Here is a 19,360-nt window from a genome sequence, read left to right as displayed (position 1 = left end):
CCGCCCACCAGGAAAAGCTGCTGCCTGACCGCTGTGGCAGCAGCTAGACCCAGAGCCTGCGCCCGCCGTCCGAATGGAATTTCTTTCCGTGAACGTGGCCTAGAAGGGCGGCATTCCGTCATCGCCGGGCAGGGAAGTGGAACCGAACAACGGAACCGACTCACTGGAGTTGTTTCCGTCGCTGGCGCTAGGTGTCCCTTCCGCAGTGTCTCCTGTTTCGGACGCGCCATCCTCTTCCGGATTCAGCCCGAGTGCAGTAAAGAGCTCCTTCTCGCTCCAAATCTGGATTTCCTGGCCTTCGGCCTGCAGCTGTCGAGCCCTCTTCTCCTTCGACGTCACCGAATCCCACGGACCGGCGACCAATATGGTTGTTTTCTTCGTCACACCCTTATTGATATTCGCACCTGCAAAGGCAATCTTGTCCCACAGAAAACCCTTGTCATACGGTGCAAAATCGCCCGTCAGTGTCACACGCTGCTGGTACAGAAGGCCGCTTGGATCCGCGTCCGGATTCGGGTCTGGAATGGTGTCCGGTGTCTTGGCTGCATCCCATTTCGCATTGCGACGCGGCCGACGTGACGGCGCGGAACTGCGGGACTGCGCACCAGCACTAGCACCAGTGCCCGCGTTGGTTCCGGCTCCAGTGCTGGCGACACCAGACGGGTCATAGCGCACCATCCGCACTCGTCCACTGCCAATCTGGCCCAAGCTCAGCGAGACCTTCTGACTCAAATCCTTAACAGAGGTCGCACGCTGCTGCTCCATCAACCACAGCGCCACCTCAGCACACGCGACCGCATCCGCCGTCGCATCATGATGATTCTCCAGCGACGCTCCAGCGGCCTCCGCCAACGTCGGCAGCTTCAAGTTGGGCAGCCCCAACTGCATCTGCCGAGCCCACATATAAGTACACGCAAAATTCAACTTCGGTGCTGGAATTCCTTCCGCCCGGCACGCTCGCGACAGGGCTGTGAAATCAAACCGCGCATTGTGAGCAACTACGTCCAAATCCCCGACGACGTCAACAAACTTCGCCAGCTGCTCCGGAAATGACGGCTCACCGGCCACATCTGCCGCCGTGATGCCATGAATCGCGACATTGGCTTCATCAAAATACTCCAACCCCTTTGGCGGACGGCACATCCAGGAATAACGCTCCGTCACCTTCCCGCCACGCACGACCGCAACGCCAAGCTGAACAATCGAACCGGTGTCTTCGTTCGCTGTCTCTACATCGAACGCCGCAAACGGTGCGATGTCCGACACCGCAACCGCATCCCCCGAAGGAAGCGGCGCAAAAGGCACAGAGCGCTTTACGACGTCGCCCGCGCCCTCAACCACACTCACGCCTTCGGTGACCGCCGCGCGCTGTGCCACCCACGGCATCAACGTGGAAGTAAAAGCATCAGCTGAACTGTAGAACTCCGGATTCTTGGCCATCTCCGCCATGAGGTCTGCCAGCAACTGCGCCGCTGCCTGGCGATGAGACATCACACGGGCCTTGGGCAAAGTTACTCCGAGGTCTACCGTGCCGGGGAAGAAGCGGTTGGCCGGAGTGTAGACACCGTTTTTACTTGCCGATGCGACCTCGGCAACGTCGGCAAGCGGGAGGGGCTTCGCGGGGGCGGTGCTAGCCGTGTTGATGGTGTGGGTAAGGCGGAGCCCATCTGCGGTAATAGTCACCGTGTCGCCGGTGAGCTCGAAGACGACGGCGGGCTCGGAGGATGGCGTGGTCGTAGTCATGCACTAGATGGTAGCGCCGATGGCGGATTGAGCCCCATAGAGGCTGCGGTACCTGCGGTTCTAGCCGAGTACATGTGGCTTCCGACAATGTGGAAATGTCCACAGAAATAGGAATATTTATGGAGTGTTCGGACAGTGGGGGTGTCTGTACCCCTGAAAACCACATGTTTTGGGAGGTTAAATGTCCGGATGCATTTTGAGCGGGCGCTCCTTATACTTTTCGACGAACGGCGGTAACTGGTCGTTCGAGCTTTCGAGCTCAAGCGAAGGGCAAAGCGGAAACAACGTATGCCAGTGAAGCGATGAAATAAGGAGTAAACATTTTGAGCACGCATCCTGTGCACCCTGGTTCTATCTTGAACGATAATTTCCTCGAGCCGCGACACCTCTCTATCTACCGACTGGCTCTTGCCATCGGCGTGCCAAGCTCAACTCTGGAGCGCTTTCGCACCGGCCGCACTGCGGTCACCACTGACCTCGCAAATCGACTGTCCGACTACTTTGACACCGAGCCGGAGTACTGGTTGAACTCTCAGGCGGAGTTTAATATGCGCGCATCTGCGTAAGAAGACTTCACGCCAGCTCGGCTCCCGCAGTGCTGTGTTGACCCAAACCCTGTTTTGAGTTGAACTCAGAGCCGAAAATCCCCTGTCAGTGGAAGAAAAGTCTTCCGCCGACAGGGGATTTTTTGTGTAGGATCCAACGCGGACGCGGCTAGTGGCGCTCGATCAGCACGATGGTCGAACGGGCCGGCACGCGGAGCTCGCCTTCCGGCTCAACGATGCGCTCGCGAGTCGGTCGACCCGTAATCTCTGTGGTGTCGATGATGACTTCCCAGCTGTGTGCGTATTCGGTGCCCGGAATTTGGAACATGATGTCCTCGTGGTGGGCGTTGAAGCACAGGAGGAAGGAGTCATCTTCAATCCGGTGACCTCGGCGATCAGGTTCAGTGATGGCATCGCCGTTGAGCCAGACCATCAACGACTTGCCGAAGTCGAAGTTCCAGTCATCGGTAGTCATGACACGACCCTCATAGGTCAGCCAGGCAATGTCACGATCATCGGTTTCCGCACCGAGCGGGCCACCGCGCAGGAAGCGGCGGCGCCGGAAGACTGGGTGTTCCGCACGCAGTTCAGTCAGGAACTGGGTGTATTCGACCAGTTCAGAGTTAGTACGAGTCTGATTCCAGTCCACCCATGACAAACGGTTGTCTTGACAGTAGACGTTGTTATTGCCCTTCTGGCCACGTCCCATTTCGTCGCCGTGGCTAATCATTGGAGTGCCCTGGGACAGTAGGAGAGTGGTCAGGAAGTTACGATGCTGACGGGAGCGCAGAGAAAGAACGCGCTCGTCGTCGGTCGGGCCTTCCACACCGCAGTTCCACGAACGGTTGTGGGACTCGCCATCGCGGTTGTCCTCGCCGTTGGCCATATTCTGCTTCTCGTTGTAGCTGACCAAGTCGTTGAGAGTGAAACCGTCGTGCGCGGTCACGAAGTTAATCGACGCAGTTGGGCGGCGGTCATTGTTTGCATACAGGTCCGAGGAACCGGTGATACGCGAAGCGAACTCGCCGAGCGTGGATGGCTCACCGCGCCAGAAGTCGCGGATAGTGTCGCGGTATTTACCGTTCCATTCAGTCCACTGCGGTGGGAAGTTACCGACCTGGTAGCCGCCTTCGCCGACATCCCACGGCTCTGCGATGAGCTTGACCTGGCTGACAATCGGATCCTGCTGCACCAAGTCAAAGAAGGCGGAGAGGCGATCCACATCGTGGAATTCTCGAGCCAGGGTGGAGGCCAAATCGAAGCGGAAGCCGTCGACATGCATCTCGGAGACCCAGTAGCGCAGCGAATCCATAATCAGCTGCAGGGAGTGCGGGTGGCGCACGTTCAGGGAGTTACCGGTGCCGGTGTAGTCCATGTAGTGCTGGCGGTCACCCTCGACCAAACGGTAGTAGGCCTCGTTGTCGATGCCTCGGAAGCAGATGGTTGGGCCCATGTGGTTGCCCTCAGCGGTGTGATTGTAGACCACGTCGAGGATAACCTCAATCCCCGCATCGTGAAATGCGCGCACCATGCCCTTGAACTCGCTGACTGCGCCGCCTGGCTTTTGGGAAGCCGAGTAGTCCTGGTGTGGCGCCAGGAAGCCGAAGGTGTTGTAGCCCCAGTAGTTGCGCAGCCCCTTTTCACGCAGGTGGTCGTCCTGGAGGAACTGGTGGACAGGCATCAGTTCGATAGCCGTGACACCAAGGTCCTTGAGGTAGTCAATGATCGCCGGATGAGCGAGACCGGCATAGGTACCGCGTAGCTCCTCAGGAATCTCCGGGTGAGTCATGGTCATGCCCTTGACATGGGCCTCGTAAATCACGGTCTCGTTGTACGGCGTGCGAGGTGCGCGGTCAGCGCCCCAGTCGAAGAATGGGTTGATGACCACGGAGGTCATGGTGTGCCCCAGGCTGTCCTCGGTGTTGCGCTTCGAGTGGTCATGAATGTCATAGTTGAACAGTGATGGGTGACCGTCGAATTCGCCGTCGAAAGCCTTGGCGTATGGGTCGACCAGCAGCTTGTTGGGGTCACAACGCTTACCGTTTGCCGGATCGAATGGGCCGTGTACACGGTAGGCGTAGCGCTGACCCGGCATGATGGACGGGATGTAGCAGTGCCAGATATGCGCATCGACTTCTTCCAGCGCAATGCGTGTTTCTTCGCCTTCGGCGCTAATCAGACAAAGCTCCACCTTTTCCGCAACATCGGAAAAGAGCGCAAAGTTGGTGCCAGCGCCGTCGTAGGTAGATCCGAGCGGGTAAGGCTCACCCGGCCATACTTGATAATCGCCGACTGTATTTGCTTGGTTCATGTGACTACCTTAACCGCTTTGTAAAAAACATGAGCCATTTTCAGTCCCGTGTGGGCGCGCAAACCGTCCTATTCGCCGAGCGCACTTCGCAAAAACGACCCCCAGACAAAAAGTCGAGTTGAACGGTTAAGCGTGTAAAGTTCGCGCGAAAATAAGTATTTAACCCTGCAAGTGGGCAATTTGACACTCTAAACGCACCTTGGTGGGCGCCGAATCCCCAATATTCGCGGTCACCAACGCGCGAAGATTCCCAAAGGCCTTTACTTTTGGAATTATGAGTCCACGAACCATTGGTGTAACGGAAGTAGCGTTCCGAGACGCTCATCAGAGCCTCATGGCAACGCGAATGGCTATGGAAGACATGGTCGATGTCTGTGAAGAAATGGACAAGGCCGGTTTTTGGAGTGTGGAGTGCTGGGGTGGCGCAACCTTCGACGCTTGCATTCGCTTCCTCAACGAAGACCCCTGGGAGCGACTGCGGACATTCCGCAAACTGATGCCGAACAGCCGCCTGCAGATGCTGCTGCGCGGTCAGAATCTCCTCGGCTACCGCCACTACGAGGACATGGTGGTTGACAAGTTCGTCGAAAAGTCCGCTGAAAACGGCATGGACGTATTCCGTGTTTTCGACGCCCTCAACGATCCACGCAATCTCGAGCACGCCATGCGCGCGGTCAAGAACGTCGACAAGCACGCGCAGGGCACGATCTGCTACACGACGTCTCCGCTTCACGACGTCGACGGGTACGTTAAGCTCGCTGGTCGTCTACTGGATATGGGGGCGGACTCCATTGCGTTGAAGGACATGGCAGCGCTGCTGAAACCCCAGCCGGCTTACGACATCATCCGCGGCATCAAGGAAACTTACGGCGAGGACACCCAGATTAATGTCCACTGTCACTCGACTACCGGTGTCACCATGGTGACTTTGATGAAGGCCATCGAAGCTGGTGCGGATGTCGTGGACACAGCAATTTCGTCGATGTCGCTGGGGCCGGGACACAACCCGACCGAGTCGCTGGTGGAAATGTTGGAGGGAACCGACTACACCACCGACCTGAACATGGATAATCTGATCACCATTCGTGACCACTTCCGCAAGGTGCGTCCGAAGTACGCAGAGTTCGAGTCGAAAACCCTGGTCAATACCGACATTTTCATGTCGCAGATTCCTGGCGGCATGTTGTCGAACATGGAAAACCAGCTCAAGGCCCAGGGCGCGGGCGACCGCGTCGAAGAGGTCATGCGTGAAGTACCGATTGTCCGAAAGGACGCCGGTTACCCGCCGCTGGTGACTCCGAGCTCGCAGATCGTCGGCACGCAAGCTGTGTTTAACGTACTGATGGGACGCTACAAGGTTATGACGGCTGAGTTCGCCGACCTCATGCTCGGCTATTACGGGCAGTGTCCTGGTGAGCGCAACCCAGAGCTGATTAAGCAGGCAGCGGAACAGACCAAGAAGGAAGAAATCACGGTTCGCCCGGCTGATCTCCTCGAACCAGAGTGGGACGACCTGGTCAAGCAGGCCAAGGAGCTCGACGGTTACAACGGCACCGCCGAGGACGTCCTGACCAACGCACTGTTCCCATCCGTCGCACCGGGATTCTTCACCACGCGCGGCGAAGGGCCGAAGAACGTCGGTAAGACTGCCGAACAGCTCAAGCGCGAGGCGGAGCAAGCCTCAGGTGCTGCCAATGCCATTCGCGAGCCAATTCGCTACAAGGTCACCGTTGGCGGTCGCTCACAGACCGTCCAGGTGGAACCCGCCTAGGAACATCGGGAGAAGAGATAGCAATGTCGCAAAGTTCAGCAAACCAGCCGAATTCGGCGGATGCCGTCGCGCCGGGCGTCGACGCCTCGATGGCGGAGCGCCTGGATTATTTGGATGCTCAGCGTCGCCGTGTTGAGGCCGGTGGCGGTGAAGCCCGCCAGGCCAAGCAGCACGAACGTGGGAAGATGACTGCCCGCGAGCGTATCGACAACTTCGTCGACGAGGGCACTTTCCGTGAAACCGGCATGTTCATGACTCACCGCACCACCGACTTCGGCATGGATACTGCCGACGCGCCTGCCGACGGTGTGGTCACCGGCACTGCCGCGGTTCTCGGCCGGGCAGTGCACGTGGCCTCCCAGGACTTCACGGTCATGGGTGGCTCCGCTGGTGAAACGCAGTCCCGCAAGGTTGCGGCCACCATGCGCGCTGCTGCCGACAACGGCACTCCGTTCGTGTTTATCAACGACTCCGGTGGTGCTCGCATTCAAGAGGGGATTGACTCTCTGTCGGGCTACGGCCAGGTCTTCTACAACAATGTCTGGCTTTCCGGTCTGGTGCCGCAGATTTCCATCATTGCAGGCCCATGTGCTGGAGGCGCTGCCTACTCGCCAGCGCTGACCGACTTCATCATTCAGACTCGCAAGGCACAGATGTTCATCACCGGCCCGGGCGTTATTAAGTCGGTGACCGGCGAGGAAATCACCTCCGAGCAGCTCGGTGGCGCTGATGCGCACATGGCCAAGGCCGGCAATATTGACTTCGTTGCCGACGATGACGAGCAGGCCATCCTGATTGCGCAGAAGCTCTTAAGCTTCCTGCCACAGAACAACACGGAAGAGCCACCAATCGTGGATCCGGTATTCGACGCCGAGCCGGATCCAGAGCTCCGCGACATCGTCCCCGTCGATGGCAAGAAGGGCTACGACGTCCGCGAGGTCATAATCCGTATCGCCGACAATGGCGACTTCCTCGAGTGCCAGGCGGGTTTTGCCACCAACCTAGTCGTTGGTTTTGGTCGAGTTTTGGGTCGTACCGTGGGCTTTGTCGCCAACCAACCGAACGTGATGTCCGGTGTGCTGGACATCAATTCCTCGGACAAGGGCGCAAAGTTCATCCGCTTCTGCAATGCCTTTAACATCCCGCTGGTCACCCTGGTTGACGTTCCTGGCTTCATGCCGGGCGTCACCCAGGAGCATGGCGGCATCATCCGCCACGGCGCAAAGATGCTCTACGCATACTCCGCAGCGTCTGTGCCTAAGGTGACCGTCGTCATGCGTAAGGCCTACGGCGGTGCGTACCTGGCGATGTGCTCGAAGGACCTCGGCGCGGACTACGTATTCGCATGGCCGACCGCGGAAATTGCGGTGATGGGCGCAGAGGGTGCGGTCAACGTGGTCTTCCGAAAGGAAATTGCCGCCGCGGGCGACGAGGAAGAGCAGGCGCGCGTGCGCGACGAGCGTATCGCCGAATACAAGACACGCTTCTCGACGCCGTATGTCGCCGCCTCGCGCGGACTGGTCGACGACGTGATTGACCCGGCGGAAACCCGCCTGCGTGTGGCTGACGCACTGTCGGTTCTGCGTAACAAGCGGGAGGTTCGCCCGGCCAAGAAGCACGGATTGGGGCCACAGTAATGTCTGACGGCATCGGTGAGATTAAGGAGCTGCGAGCGCTCGTCGCTGAACTGACCGACCGGTTGGATGCGACCTCGACAAGCTTGCAGAAGGCCACGGCACGACTGAATCAGGCAGAGAGCGAGTTGGCTGAACTGCGCAAACGCGTGGACGCAGATATCCCCGAGGATACTGTCATCGCCATTTCGGCAGCAGTGTCTGCGTACCTGGGCAATCGCGGCAAGGTGAAGGCAATTCGATACAACCGCCATAAGACGTGGGCTGCGCAGGGACGCCAGATCCAGCAGCAGCGCAACCTGCGTTAGTTGGAAATTTTCGATACCCGACTTAATTGAGTCTGACTCATTGACTTTTGCTACGTGAGGATTGTTGAGCCATGAAATTGAAAGTGACTGTCGGCGGCATTGCCTACGATGTCGACGTTGAAGTAGTTGAGGAGCCCAAGCGTCTTTCGCCCATCGTGTTGGGTGGATCGTCGAGCGCTTCCGTTGAGCCGGCCACCGCTAGTGTCTCGGGTGTCTCCGCCAATTCGGTGGTGGCGCCACTGGCAGGTTCGGTCAGCAAGATTTTGGTCGAGGAAGGCCAGAAGATTGAGGCTGGGGAGGTGCTGCTCATTCTCGAGGCAATGAAGATGGAAACCGAGATTACGGCCCCGGCTGCAGGCACCGTCGGCTCTATTCATGTCGAAGTCGGCGACGCAGTGCAGGGCGGCCAGGGACTCGTCTCGATTGATTAGCCGCATTAGCCGGGGTGTAAAGATTTTGGGGTGAAGTCTTTCTAGCCCCGGTTGCTGGAAATACTTAAGGTTGCCTTAATATTTTCCTTATGAATGCCGTTCTTCTCGCCGTTTTGGTGATGCTAATCCTGGCGGTCTGCCGGGTACACGTTGTGCTAGCGCTGTTTATTGGCGCCTTAGTCGGTGGTCTTTCCGCCGGTATGGGGCTCGATGCCACAATGGTTGCCTTCCAGGAAGGCCTCTCTGGTGGTGCGAAGATTGCCCTGAGCTATGCCATGCTGGGTGCCTTTGCCATGGCAGTGGCATCCTCTGGGTTGCCCAAATTGCTGGCCGATTGGCTGATTGCCAAGATCGGTACGGAGGATGAAGGCGCTAAATCTAAGGCAGAGGCATGGACCAAGTGGGGTATGGTCGCCGGCATTTTGGCCATGGCGATTATGTCGCAGAACCTCATCCCAGTTCACATTGCGTTTATCCCGCTGATTATTCCGCCGCTGTTGCCGGTATTTAACCGCCTCAACATCGACCGTCGAATGATTACCAGTGTGATGACCTTCGGTTTGGTCACCACCTACATGTGGGTTCCGGTCGGATTCGGTTCTATCTTCCTGAACGACATCCTGCTGGGGAACATCGAGAATGCTGGCCTTGATGTTTCCAATATCAACATCATGATGACGATGGGCATCCCGGCTCTCGGCATGCTGGCCGGTCTGGCCATTGCCGTATTTTTCTCCTACCGGAAGCCACGGCATTACGAAGATCGGCCGATTGCCCAGTCCTCACACGCAGAAACCCAGTCTGACGAACCGGTGTCGAAGTACCGAGTTATCGTCGCTCTCGTTGCAATCGTGGTGACTTTCGTCGTCCAGATTGTGATGAATTCTATGGAGACCGATGCCGATCCGTTGCTGATTGGTGCACTCACTGGTCTGGCAATCTTCATGCTCACCGGCGCCGTGCGCTGGCGTGAGGCGGACGACGTGTTCACCGCCGGTATGAAGATGATGGCCCTGATTGGTTTCATCATGATTTCTGCACAGGGCTTCGCCTCGGTGATGTCGGAGTCCGGCCAGATCGAGCCGCTGGTGACCGCTACTGCAGAGCTGTTTGCGGGCAACAAGCCTGCCGCTGCATTCGCCATGCTGGTCGTTGGTCTGGTGGTCACGATGGGTATTGGTTCGTCCTTCTCGACGCTGCCGATTATCGCCATCATCTATGTGCCGTTGTGTGTATCGCTGGGCTTCTCGCCGATGGCTACCGTCGCCATCATTGGTACTGCAGGTGCTCTGGGCGATGCTGGTTCGCCGGCATCGGACTCGACGCTCGGCCCGACGATGGGTCTCAATGCCGACGGGCAGCACGACCACATTCGCGATTCGGTTATTCCGACCTTCCTGCACTTCAACCTGCCGCTGCTGGCAGCTGGTTGGGTAGCAGCTCTGGTGCTCTAACGCTGGGGCTTGACCGTGAGCGTGATTGTTTCAGCGGGGCTTACTGACCTGCAATTCCCTTAGTCCCCGCAACCCCCGCAATTCCGGCGATAAAGAGCTCGGTTCCCAGTGCGATGCGCTGGCGGCCGAGCTCTTTTGCCTGTGCAGCAGCATCTTCAGAGGAAGTCTCGACCTCAACATCCTTATCATCAGCGTTCTCGCCACTGGTGTCGCCCTTGTTGGAAACGCCCTTGGCGCCGTTCAGGTCAAGCGCGATGGCTGTCTGCTGGTCGACTGTCGCGCCGAGAATGAAGTACACGAGGACGGATGCGGTATCAGCCGCTGATGGGGTGCTAATGGAGGTTTCGGGGGCATTCTCCAGGACGTCGGCAAGCAGTTGTTCGGGGCGAATCGTGGCGGTGCCCGTAGCGAGTGCGGCCGAGACGACCTCGGCGCCATCCCGGTGAGCGGTGAGGCAGGAGTAGAGCAGCTCGGCGACGGCTTCGATGTCGGCACGCCAATCGCCGGTGGCGGAAAACTCTGTGCAGGGAGCCAAGATGCGGTCAGCGACGGCACCCAGCAGTGCCTGCTTGGAAGGGTAGTGCCAGTACATTGCGCCAGCGGCGGTACCCAAGTGGCGAGTCAGGCGGCGGATCGTGAGATCGCCGAGTCCGTACTCGTTGAGAATGGTAAGAGCTGCGTCGACAATGATGTCCTTGGTCAATTGCACACTGCCTACCGTAGACGAAAGAAGAATCATCTGGAAGATGCCTCAAGGCTGAAATGTGGAGAGTAAATCCGCGCCACGACGGGAATTGAACCCTGTTCGACATTCTGTAGACGCGGTATTAAGTTTGATAACTGAACAACTTCTAAAACAGTGTTCAAGTTTTATCCCCAGCCTCAAGGAGCATCACCCCCATGACTCAACAGCAGCAGGACATTTTGGAACTCGCCCGCGAAAAGGTGCTCGGCCGCGGTGAGGGGCTGAACTATGAGGAGACCCTGGCAGTTCTGAACCTCGATGACGACAGCATCGAGGATCTGCTGGCACTGGCTCATGAGGTGCGCTTGAAGTGGTGCGGCGAAGAGGTCGAGGTTGAAGGCATTATCTCGCTGAAGACTGGCGGCTGCCCAGAGGACTGCCACTTCTGTTCGCAGTCGGGTCTGTTCGAGTCCCCGGTGCGTTCGGCATGGCTGGATATCCCGGCCCTGGTGGACGCCGCAAAGCAGACTGCAAAGTCGGGTGCGACTGAGTTCTGCATCGTTGCTGCAGTAAAGGGTCCGGACGAGCGACTGCTCAGCCAGATGGAACAGGCCGTCGCCGCCATTCAGGCAGAGGTGGACATTAATGTGGCTGCCTCGATGGGCATTCTGACGCAGGAGCAGGTGGATCGCCTGGCCAAGGCTGGTATTCACCGCTACAACCACAACCTTGAGACCGCTAAGAGCTACTTCCCGCAGGTCGTGACCACCCACACTTGGGAAGAGCGTCATGACACCCTGCGTATGGTCGGCGAAGCCGGTATGGAGGTCTGCTGTGGCGGCATCCTGGGTATGGGAGAGACCCTTGAGCAGCGTGCCGAGTTTGCTCAGGACCTGGCGGCGCTCAACCCGACCGAGGTGCCGATGAACTTCCTCGACCCCCGCCCGGGCACTCCGTTCGCCGGTCGCGAGCCGATGCCAGCCAAGGACGCACTGCGTGCCATCGGTGCCTTCCGTCTGGCACTGCCGAAGACCATCCTGCGTTTTGCTGGCGGTCGTGAGCTCACCCTGGGCGACCTGGGTGCAGAAAAGGGGCTGCTCGGCGGTATCAACGCTGTCATTGTCGGTAATTACCTGACCACTCTGGGCCGTCCGGCGGAGCAGGATCTAGACATGCTTGGCAAGGTACGACTCCCAATTAAGGCTCTCAATGCAACTGTCTAAGCCTCGGACATCTAGCCCGCGCTCGCCGCGGAGTAAGAAAGTCGACTCCACAGAGCTGCTCCAGGCCATGGTGCTGGGAGATGAGCCCAAGTTCGATCCTTTTACCGGCGCCGACCTCGAAGCTGGTGAAGTGCGCGAACGTTCCTATGGTGCAAAGGCTGGACTGGAGGCGCCTCGGTTCTGCCAGCTCTGTGGGCGCCGGATGGTGGTGCAGGTGCGTCCGGACGGCTGGACTGCAAAGTGCTCGCGCCACGGCGAAGTGGACTCCGTTATGTTGGAGCAGCGATAAAGGCGCTGATTGTGCTAGTGCGCCATTCGGGCACGCTAGTACTGGATGTGCGCCGTGAGGTAAGTTAGTCAACTATGACCATGAAAAATACCCGAGTCCCGCACGTTGAAAAGCAGAGCGTGGCAATGGCCTCGGGTATTGTTCTCTTCTCCGTTGTAACGGGAACGATAGCCGGAGTGGCCTGGGCATTCCTGCGCCCCAAGCAGCAGGTGCAAATGCTCCCAGATAACCAACTGGCGATTATTCAGGAAACCGTTGACGCTGGTTTTATCGGGCTGCTCTGGTTTGTTGCTGTCAATGCCATCAGCGGCCTGGTGCTGGGAATTACTACCTTCCGAAACCGTGCCATCACGACTCCTGTGCAGATGCTCACGGCAATTGGATGGGCAGGTTTCTCCGCGTTGATGAGCGCAGCAGTGACGTACCTCGTCGGTCAGTCGGTTGCGGCATTGCTCCAGCCGGATCTGGCGGGAATGCAGCCGGGCGATAAGTTCTCGGTGATTCCAGACTTCAAAACCTATGTAGCACTGCTGGTCGCGCCACTGGTTGCCATGCTCGCACTGTGGTCCCGGGTGCTGTTCCAAACGGACTTCACGGAAGGCAACGAGAGCGCTGCAGACAATGCTGCGGACGCAGATTCGGTCACTAAGTGAGACGGTGAGGTTCTGCGCGGGAGCCGTCGTAAAGCACTAATTCCTACTGAACAGGGGTAGTTATTGGGAAATAGGCTTATACAAGCCTTACAATTTTGGGAAATAGGTTCGTCCTCGATGTCAGTATTCGCCCCGATTAGGGGCTTTTTCGATATTGTGTGGCGAGCTTAGGTCTCTTGCACTTGCCCGTTTGAGTCCGCTGCGAATGCCTCCGGGGACCGTTGCCGGTAACGGTGACGGCGTTTTCTCCGGTCGTAGCCACAGCCCATTGAAGTAAGGACGTAGTTTTCCGTGAATACCAGCCTTGCGGCCAATGCTTCCAGCCTGCCGCGCCTTGAATCGGATCTGTACGAATCGGTAGTCGATAAAGATGGCCGCTACGGTGGCGTAATTGCAGATGAGCGCTGGGCCCAGGAGATTAAGCGCCTCGCCCGCGAACGCAATGCCGTAATTCTTGCGCACAACTACCAGCTGCCGGAGATTCAGGATATTGCCGATTACACAGGCGACTCCCTCGGACTTTCCCGCATCGCTGCGGAAACCGATGCCGACGTCATCGTCTTCTGTGGTGTCCACTTCATGGCGGAAACCGCCAAAATTCTGAGCCCAGAGAAGACCGTCCTTATTCCGGACGAGCGCGCCGGCTGCTCCCTGGCGGACTCCATCACCGCAGATGAACTGGCCGAGTGGAAGGCAGAGAATCCCGGCGCACTGGTAGTCAGCTACGTCAACACCACGGCAGACGTAAAGGCTCTGACCGACATCTGCTGTACTTCCTCCAACGCCGTCGACGTGGTCAAGTCCATCCCGGAAGACCAGGAGATCCTGTTCAACCCGGATCAGTTCCTCGGCGCACACGTCCGCCGTGAGACCGGCCGCGACAAGATCAAGGTATGGGCTGGTGAGTGCCACGTCCACGCCAACATCAACGGTGAGGAACTCGCGCACCGCGCGGAAGAGAACGCCGATTCGCAGCTGTTCATTCACCCGGAGTGCGGTTGCGCGAACTCTGCGATTTACCTCGCAGGTGAAGGCACCATCGAGCCCGAGCGCGTGCAGATGCTCTCCACCGGCGAGATGCTGACCGAGGCGCAGAAGCTGAAGGAGAACAAGCCCAACGGCAAGGTGCTCGTGGCCACTGAGGTGGGCATGCTCCACCAGCTGCGCAAGGCCGCGCCGGATGTCGACTTTGAGCCGGTCAACGACCGCGCTTCCTGCTCGTACATGAAGCTCATCACTCCGGCGGCTCTGCTGCGCTGCCTCGTTGAGGGCACTGATGAAGTCGATGTCGAGCCGGATGTCGCCGACAAGGCGCGCGCTTCTGTCGAGCGCATGATCGCCATCGGTAACCCAGGCGGAGGCGAGTAACACGTTTGGTCTGCGCCCATCATTCGACAGTTGGACACTGACGTGTGACTTCCTCGTCATCGGCGGGGGAGTCGCAGGGCTCAGTGCTGCGCGTCGGGCCCTTGAGCTCGGCCTCGACGTGCTGGTTATCGACAGCGTCGAGTGGCGCGTCGGTGCCCGCAAACAGCTACGTTTCGCCGATGCGGCCACGAATCTCGCACAGGGCGGGCTCGCGGTCGTCGGGCTTGACGACGACCCCAGCGGCCATGTGGCCAATGGGTTCGATGACACCACTGATTCCCACATCGCGGATACTCTCGATGCCGGTGCCGGCCACTGCGATGAAGGGGCCGTGGCTTCTATCATCCGTGCTGGCGCTGCGGCGACCGAGTGGCTGATAGGGCTAGGCGCTACATTCGACCCGGCGCGGGATAACCCGGCCGTATATTCCCGCACCAAAGAGGGCGGACACCACGCGCGGCGCATCATTCATGCCGGCGGTGACGCCACTGGTGCTGAAATCGAGCGCGCCCTAGAAGCCTCAGTTACCGGCGTGCGAGTACTACAAAACGCCACAGCGCGCCAGCTCATCGTTGGCAAAGACGGCCGCGTGCTGGGGGCGCTGGTAGCGGATCCCCGTGGGGGTGGAGCTATTCGAGCAGGCGCCACTCTGCTGGCTACCGGCGGCGTGGGCCATATTTACCGCGCGACCACGGCCCCCTCGGGTGCCCGCGGTGAGGCTATCGGCATGGCCTCCGATGCTGGCGCGGAGATTCGGGACATGGAGTTTATCCAGTTTCACCCGACGGTGCTCTATGACGAGCGCTCGGCATCAGATGGCACCGGCCGACGCCATCTCATCAGCGAGGCTGTCCGTGGTGAAGGAGCCATTCTCGTCGACTCCCGGGGCAACAGTGTGACCGCCGGCGTTGACCCTCGCGGGGACCTGGCTCCGCGCGATATCGTCTCGCGCGCCATCGCGACTCGCATGCGCGAGCTCGGCGAGGACCACGTCTTCCTCGACGCACGTCACATCGACAACTTCGCCGCCCGCTTTCCGACGATCACAGCGGGCCTGACCGCAGCGGAGATTGATCCGACCAAGGACCTCATTCCCGTGGCCCCGGCGGTCCACTACACCTGTGGTGGTATTGCCGTCGACCCATTCGGTGCAACTAGTGTGCCGGGCCTCTATGCGGCCGGCGAATGCTCCGCAACAGGGCTCCACGGTGCCAACAGGTTGGCCTCCAATTCGTTGCTGGAGGGCCTGGTCGTCGGCAAGCGGGTGGTCGAAAAAGTCGCTGAAACACACGCTGTGCCGGTCGGGGACGAGGAATTCGCAGCGGCCGTTGAAAGCCTGCCTCAGCCACGGTCAGAACTGGAACCACGGCAGCTTTTCCGGTTGCAGACGGCGATGCAGGAAGGCGCTGGTGTAACGCGTAATGAGCAGAGCTTGCGGCAGGCGTTGGCGGTTATCGATCGGCTCCCGCAATCGGTTCAGGTCGTGGCCGCAAGGAAAGTCGTCGAAGCAGCATTGGCACGACCATATACTTTGGGGTGCCACACTTGGTTTGAAAAGGATGGGGATTAGCTAACCATGACTCTTGAGAAGGACACTCTGCGCGGGGTGCTGAACGAAAACATCACCCGTGGCCTCATTCGGACGGCACTACAGGAAGACATGAGCTTCGGGCCGGATGTGACCTCGCTGTCGACAGTCTCGGCATCTGCGCAGGCACTCGCCCGCCTGGTGGCCCGGCAAGAGGGCGTTATCGCGGCAATCGATGCGGTGGAGTGGACGCTGCAGGAGGTCATCTCGGGTGAGTTCACCGTCGAAAAGCACGTTGAAGATGGCACCCTGGTGCGTCCTGGCACAGTGCTGGCAACGATTTCTGCGCCGACTCGGGGGTTGCTGACTGCTGAGCGGACAATGCTGAATATCCTCACGCACGCCAGTGGTGTAGCTACTGCGACGCGCCAGTGGGCTGACGCGATTATCGGCACCGGTGCGCGGGTGCGCGATTCCCGAAAGACGCTGCCGGGGCTGCGCAACCTGGAAAAGTATGCTGTGACCTGCGGCGGCGGAATTAACCACCGCTACGCTTTGGGCGATGAAGCACTGATTAAGGACAATCACGTGGTGGCTGTCGGTTCCGTGTCCGGTGCGTTGAAGAGGGTGCGGGATCAGTACCCGGAGCTGCCGTGTGAGGTGGAAGTCGATACCCTCGCACAGCTCGATGAGATCCTGCCGATGAAGCCGGACATCGTCATGCTGGACAACTTCGAGGTCTGGGAGACCCAGATTGCGGTGCAGCGCCGCTCGCAGATTTCTCCGGCCACGCAGCTTGAGTCCTCTGGTGGACTGACCATCGATGTGGCTCGTGAGTACGCGTCCTGTGGTGTCGATTACCTGGCTGTGGGCGCGCTAACCCACTCGGCCAAGGTGTTCGATGTCGGACTCGACTTCGACGAGCAGTAGCTGAATCAGCCCCCGGTATCGCTTCGCAGCTTCGCCTACAAGCGACGGGCGATTTCCGCGCCAATCTCGCTTAGTGCCGACCCCCAGCGCTCCCGCGATTGCTCATCACAGGTTTCCTGTGCGCGGTAAAGCGCCTTCTCTGCAGCAGCGACATCGCCCAAATGCAGGTGGCACTGTGCAATTTGTGCAAGCAGAGGCACGGCCTGGATATTGAGGTTATCGGACTGGAAAAGTCCCGCCGCCAACTCCAGGTGATCAATGGCGCGCCCTTGATGTCCTCGACGAATCTCTGCCTGGCCGTTCAAGGTGTGCCACATCGCCCAGCGCAAGTGGCGCGGAGGGGTGTCCGCAGTCGGCTCGAAGCCGTCTTTCTCCAGGTTATCCAGCAAATCCAACCAGTCCGCGGCCTTGTCCATCAGCTTCGGTGCAGAGCCACGGATGGGGCGCCCCAGACTGTCGGTCTGCGGAGCATCCGCCTCGTCGCCGAGCTCCTCGAACCCCTGCATCAGAGTTAGGGCTGCTTCCCAGAGGTTGTTTTCCTCAGCCAATGCCGTGGCGGCGTCGAAAAGCTGCTGCGGGCTAGAAGTCGCGGAATCACCAGAAGTAGTCATGACCTAACACTCTACTTTGTGCCACCGCCAGCACCGAAGTGGGCGGGGCGCTAGTATTCGTCGTCAAGCGATTGAATGATGATGACGTCAAGGGCATCGAGAACAGGATGGCCTTCCCACACGTCGCGGGGCAGAAGCTCTTCGACGCGCCGGGCGTAGGCGGCGGCACCGTCGGAATCACCCGCGTCGAGACGGTATCGAACCCCCGCCAGCAGCGCGCGGGCGGCTTCCTCGCCATCGCCGGACTGCAGGTAGCCCTTCGCGGCGGCTTCCACATGGTTGATGGCCAAAGTGTCGCGGCCAGCGGAGTAGAAGACGTAGGCGGCATCGTCGTGCCAGTCGGCGAGTGACCAGTCGTCGGAGATGAGCTTCTGAGAACGCAGCAGAAGGTCCTCAGCCTCGTTGAGCGTGTGGTCAATGACGGCGGAAGCGTCCTCGGAGACGATCTCGGCGGTGAATTCGGAGCCCTCTTCGGAAATGACCAGGTCAATGACATGAATGATGGAACGTGCAGCCTGGCGGTAGGCCTTGGCAGCGCCCTTGGTATCGCCGTTGCGTTCAAGGTGCTCGCCGTGTTCGATGAGCAGCTTTGCCGCCTGGCGGGGATTATTGCCGAGACCCGCGGCTGCGGAGGCAATAGAAAAAGCCGCGTCGGTGCGTTCTTCATCGGCGGTAAATGCTGACCAGTGCGCAACTGGTTCGGCAAAGCGCAGCGCCTCGTCAACCTCGTCGGCGTCGAGGAGACTGCGGGCCAGAACGAGCTGGATATCCATGGTGATGGGGTTGACCGGAATGCCTTCGGCGCTGGCGAGCGCGCGGCGGGCAATTGCGGCGGATTCCGCGAAATCGCCGTGGGCGTTGAGAAGCGCACAGAGCAGACGCACGCTGCGAAGCACCGCGACCGTGAGTCCTGCATCGAGACCAGCCTGCACGATTGGGCGTAGCTGGCGGATTGCCTCCGCTTCCTCACCAGCTTCCAGAGAGAGGAAAGCCAGGAATTGGCGAGCTTCAATCGTCGTGGTGACGGGTTCCGACTGAGGGGCTGCCGCGACGCTGGCTGCGATGCGGGCGGCCCTGCGCAGCTCACCACGGCTGTGCGCGAGCTGCGCCTCCAATAGCTTGCGGTCATCAAAACTGCTTCGCTTTGGTGCCCAGCGTGCGGACCATTCAGAGAGTTGACCGGCGATTTCCGCCCGGCGCGCCAGCGATGCTGCGGCACCAGCAACAGCCGCGCTGACCAGGTAGTAATAGGCCTCCCCGGGCTGTGGAGTGGTGGCGACGATGTCCTTAGTAAGCCTGATCAGCTCGGGGATTTCGGAGTCCTCGGGGCGCCGGCCGGTGATGGCATCACCTGGGTTGGCGTCGATGAAGGCCTCTGCCTCGGCGAATGCTCCGTAGGAGCGTGCGTGCAAGATCGCGGGGCGGATGTTGGCCTCAGTTGCCCAGCGCAGCCACTCGGCGCGTGCAGCAGCGGCTTCTTCTACTAATTCCAGTTGGTCGGCGACTGCGTGCCTGAGTGCGTGGAATTCGCCAACGACATCGGGGGAGTTGGTAGGCGCGTCGGCTAACCAATGCGTGTGGGCGAACTTGGTGACAGCGCGCCAACTGGTGACGTGGTCGAGCGTGGCACCGGCCCTGCGGGAAATAACCAGCAGCTCCGGAAGTGAGTCCGGTAATGCCTTTAGCGGATTGGGCAGGGGAGGAAAGTCCAGGGGTTCGGACGAGTTCTCCGTTGCTGATGCGTTTTCTGAATTCCCTGACGCGTAGTCGGCCGCGATGCCGGTATCCCAATCGCCAACTTGAATTCCAGACTCAGAGTTTTCTTCTTCCCACCAGACCATTGGACTATCTTCGCCCGTGGCATCGGGAAGATGCA

17 protein-coding genes are annotated in these 19,360 nt (G+C 59.4%); 12 read left to right on the top strand and 5 right to left on the bottom strand.

Annotated elements, in window-relative coordinates; genetic code table 11:
* Positions 1 to 99: 99 nt before the first annotated feature.
* Positions 100 to 1,743 carry a DNA polymerase III subunit epsilon gene (locus tag EGX79_07180; GenBank protein AYX81983.1) on the bottom strand — a complete coding sequence of 548 codons (1,644 nt, stop codon included), beginning with the start codon at positions 1,741 to 1,743 and terminating at the stop codon, positions 100 to 102.
* Positions 1,744 to 2,066: 323 nt separating this feature from the next.
* Here EGX79_07180 and higA point away from each other — a divergent pair, with 323 nt between their 5' ends.
* A complete protein-coding gene (gene higA, locus EGX79_07175) occupies positions 2,067 to 2,309 on the top strand; it encodes an addiction module antidote protein, HigA family (protein ID AYX81982.1) in 243 nt (80 codons plus the stop codon).
* Positions 2,310 to 2,457: 148 nt separating this feature from the next.
* Here higA and glgX read toward each other — a convergent pair whose 3' ends face one another.
* Positions 2,458 to 4,599 (bottom strand): glycogen debranching enzyme GlgX, encoded by a 2,142-nt coding sequence (gene glgX, locus EGX79_07170; protein AYX81981.1) that lies wholly within the window; start codon positions 4,597 to 4,599, stop codon positions 2,458 to 2,460.
* A 274-nt stretch (positions 4,600 to 4,873) separates the two neighbouring features.
* Between glgX and EGX79_07165 the strand changes: the two genes are divergently transcribed.
* From EGX79_07165 to EGX79_07145, 5 genes are all read left to right on the top strand, one after another.
* Positions 4,874 to 6,370 (top strand): methylmalonyl-CoA carboxytransferase subunit 5S, encoded by a 1,497-nt coding sequence (locus EGX79_07165; GenBank protein ID AYX81980.1) that lies wholly within the window; start codon positions 4,874 to 4,876, stop codon positions 6,368 to 6,370.
* A gap of 23 nt (positions 6,371 to 6,393) precedes the next feature.
* Positions 6,394 to 8,007: an acyl-CoA carboxylase subunit beta gene (locus EGX79_07160; GenBank protein ID AYX81979.1), complete on the top strand. Its 1,614-nt coding sequence runs from the start codon at positions 6,394 to 6,396 to the stop codon at positions 8,005 to 8,007.
* 50 nt (positions 8,008 to 8,057) lie between these two features.
* Positions 8,058 to 8,312: a hypothetical protein gene (locus EGX79_07155; GenBank protein ID AYX82762.1), complete on the top strand. Its 255-nt coding sequence runs from the start codon at positions 8,058 to 8,060 to the stop codon at positions 8,310 to 8,312.
* A gap of 71 nt (positions 8,313 to 8,383) precedes the next feature.
* A complete protein-coding gene (locus EGX79_07150; protein ID AYX81978.1) occupies positions 8,384 to 8,743 on the top strand; it encodes a biotin/lipoyl-binding protein in 360 nt (119 codons plus the stop codon).
* A gap of 89 nt (positions 8,744 to 8,832) precedes the next feature.
* Positions 8,833 to 10,197, top strand: a complete 1,365-nt coding sequence (locus tag EGX79_07145; GenBank protein ID AYX81977.1) for a TRAP transporter large permease subunit — start codon at positions 8,833 to 8,835, stop codon at positions 10,195 to 10,197.
* Positions 10,198 to 10,237: 40 nt separating this feature from the next.
* On the opposite strand, the gene EGX79_07140 is transcribed toward EGX79_07145, so the two are convergent.
* Positions 10,238 to 10,900, bottom strand: a complete 663-nt coding sequence (locus EGX79_07140; GenBank protein ID AYX81976.1) for a TetR family transcriptional regulator — start codon at positions 10,898 to 10,900, stop codon at positions 10,238 to 10,240.
* Positions 10,901 to 11,097: 197 nt separating this feature from the next.
* Between EGX79_07140 and bioB the strand changes: the two genes are divergently transcribed.
* The 6 genes from bioB to EGX79_07110 all read left to right on the top strand — a co-directional run bounded on the left by bioB (position 11,098) and on the right by EGX79_07110 (position 16,873).
* Positions 11,098 to 12,105: a biotin synthase BioB gene (gene bioB, locus EGX79_07135; protein AYX81975.1), complete on the top strand. Its 1,008-nt coding sequence runs from the start codon at positions 11,098 to 11,100 to the stop codon at positions 12,103 to 12,105.
* On the top strand, positions 12,092 to 12,394 hold the full coding sequence (locus EGX79_07130; GenBank protein ID AYX81974.1) for a hypothetical protein: 303 nt from the start codon (positions 12,092 to 12,094) through the stop codon (positions 12,392 to 12,394). Before bioB ends, EGX79_07130 begins: the two co-directional genes overlap by 14 nt.
* A 74-nt stretch (positions 12,395 to 12,468) precedes the next feature.
* Positions 12,469 to 13,047, top strand: coding sequence for a hypothetical protein (locus tag EGX79_07125; GenBank protein ID AYX81973.1), 579 nt, complete (start codon positions 12,469 to 12,471; stop codon positions 13,045 to 13,047).
* Between the two features lie 291 nt (positions 13,048 to 13,338).
* Entirely contained in the window at positions 13,339 to 14,415 is a 1,077-nt protein-coding gene (gene nadA / locus EGX79_07120) for a quinolinate synthase NadA (protein AYX81972.1), read from the top strand.
* Between the two features lie 10 nt (positions 14,416 to 14,425).
* Positions 14,426 to 15,985: an L-aspartate oxidase gene (nadB, locus tag EGX79_07115; protein AYX81971.1), complete on the top strand. Its 1,560-nt coding sequence runs from the start codon at positions 14,426 to 14,428 to the stop codon at positions 15,983 to 15,985.
* A 6-nt stretch (positions 15,986 to 15,991) separates the two neighbouring features.
* Positions 15,992 to 16,873 carry a carboxylating nicotinate-nucleotide diphosphorylase gene (locus tag EGX79_07110; GenBank protein AYX81970.1) on the top strand — a complete coding sequence of 294 codons (882 nt, stop codon included), beginning with the start codon at positions 15,992 to 15,994 and terminating at the stop codon, positions 16,871 to 16,873.
* Positions 16,874 to 16,908: 35 nt separating this feature from the next.
* Here EGX79_07110 and EGX79_07105 read toward each other — a convergent pair whose 3' ends face one another.
* Both EGX79_07105 and EGX79_07100 read right to left on the bottom strand, forming a co-directional pair.
* The gene (locus EGX79_07105; protein ID AYX81969.1) at positions 16,909 to 17,484 is read right to left on the bottom strand and encodes a hypothetical protein; all 576 of its coding nucleotides are present in this window, start codon (positions 17,482 to 17,484) and stop codon (positions 16,909 to 16,911) included.
* 50 nt (positions 17,485 to 17,534) lie between these two features.
* Positions 17,535 to 19,325, bottom strand: coding sequence for a hypothetical protein (locus EGX79_07100; GenBank protein AYX81968.1), 1,791 nt, complete (start codon positions 19,323 to 19,325; stop codon positions 17,535 to 17,537).
* Positions 19,326 to 19,360 lie beyond the last annotated feature (35 nt).

The sequence above is a fragment of the Corynebacterium jeikeium genome, assembly GCA_003955985.1.
GTDB classification, from domain to species: Bacteria; Actinomycetota; Actinomycetes; order Mycobacteriales; family Mycobacteriaceae; genus Corynebacterium; species Corynebacterium jeikeium_D.
This window is presented reverse-complemented; position numbering and strand designations above follow the sequence as displayed.

Coding starts and splice junctions, on each gene's coding strand:
- EGX79_07130 (AYX81974.1), top strand. CDS start 12,092: ATGCAACTGTCTAAGCCTCGGACATCTAGCCCGCGCTCGCCGCGGAGT.
- EGX79_07165 (AYX81980.1), top strand. CDS start 4,874: ATGAGTCCACGAACCATTGGTGTAACGGAAGTAGCGTTCCGAGACGCT.
- EGX79_07105 (AYX81969.1), bottom strand. CDS start 17,484: ATGACTACTTCTGGTGATTCCGCGACTTCTAGCCCGCAGCAGCTTTTC.
- EGX79_07125 (AYX81973.1), top strand. CDS start 12,469: ATGACCATGAAAAATACCCGAGTCCCGCACGTTGAAAAGCAGAGCGTG.
- EGX79_07110 (AYX81970.1), top strand. CDS start 15,992: ATGACTCTTGAGAAGGACACTCTGCGCGGGGTGCTGAACGAAAACATC.
- bioB (AYX81975.1), top strand. CDS start 11,098: ATGACTCAACAGCAGCAGGACATTTTGGAACTCGCCCGCGAAAAGGTG.
- EGX79_07150 (AYX81978.1), top strand. CDS start 8,384: ATGAAATTGAAAGTGACTGTCGGCGGCATTGCCTACGATGTCGACGTT.
- EGX79_07160 (AYX81979.1), top strand. CDS start 6,394: ATGTCGCAAAGTTCAGCAAACCAGCCGAATTCGGCGGATGCCGTCGCG.
- EGX79_07100 (AYX81968.1), bottom strand. CDS start 19,325: ATGGTCTGGTGGGAAGAAGAAAACTCTGAGTCTGGAATTCAAGTTGGC.
- EGX79_07180 (AYX81983.1), bottom strand. CDS start 1,743: ATGACTACGACCACGCCATCCTCCGAGCCCGCCGTCGTCTTCGAGCTC.
- EGX79_07145 (AYX81977.1), top strand. CDS start 8,833: ATGAATGCCGTTCTTCTCGCCGTTTTGGTGATGCTAATCCTGGCGGTC.
- glgX (AYX81981.1), bottom strand. CDS start 4,599: ATGAACCAAGCAAATACAGTCGGCGATTATCAAGTATGGCCGGGTGAG.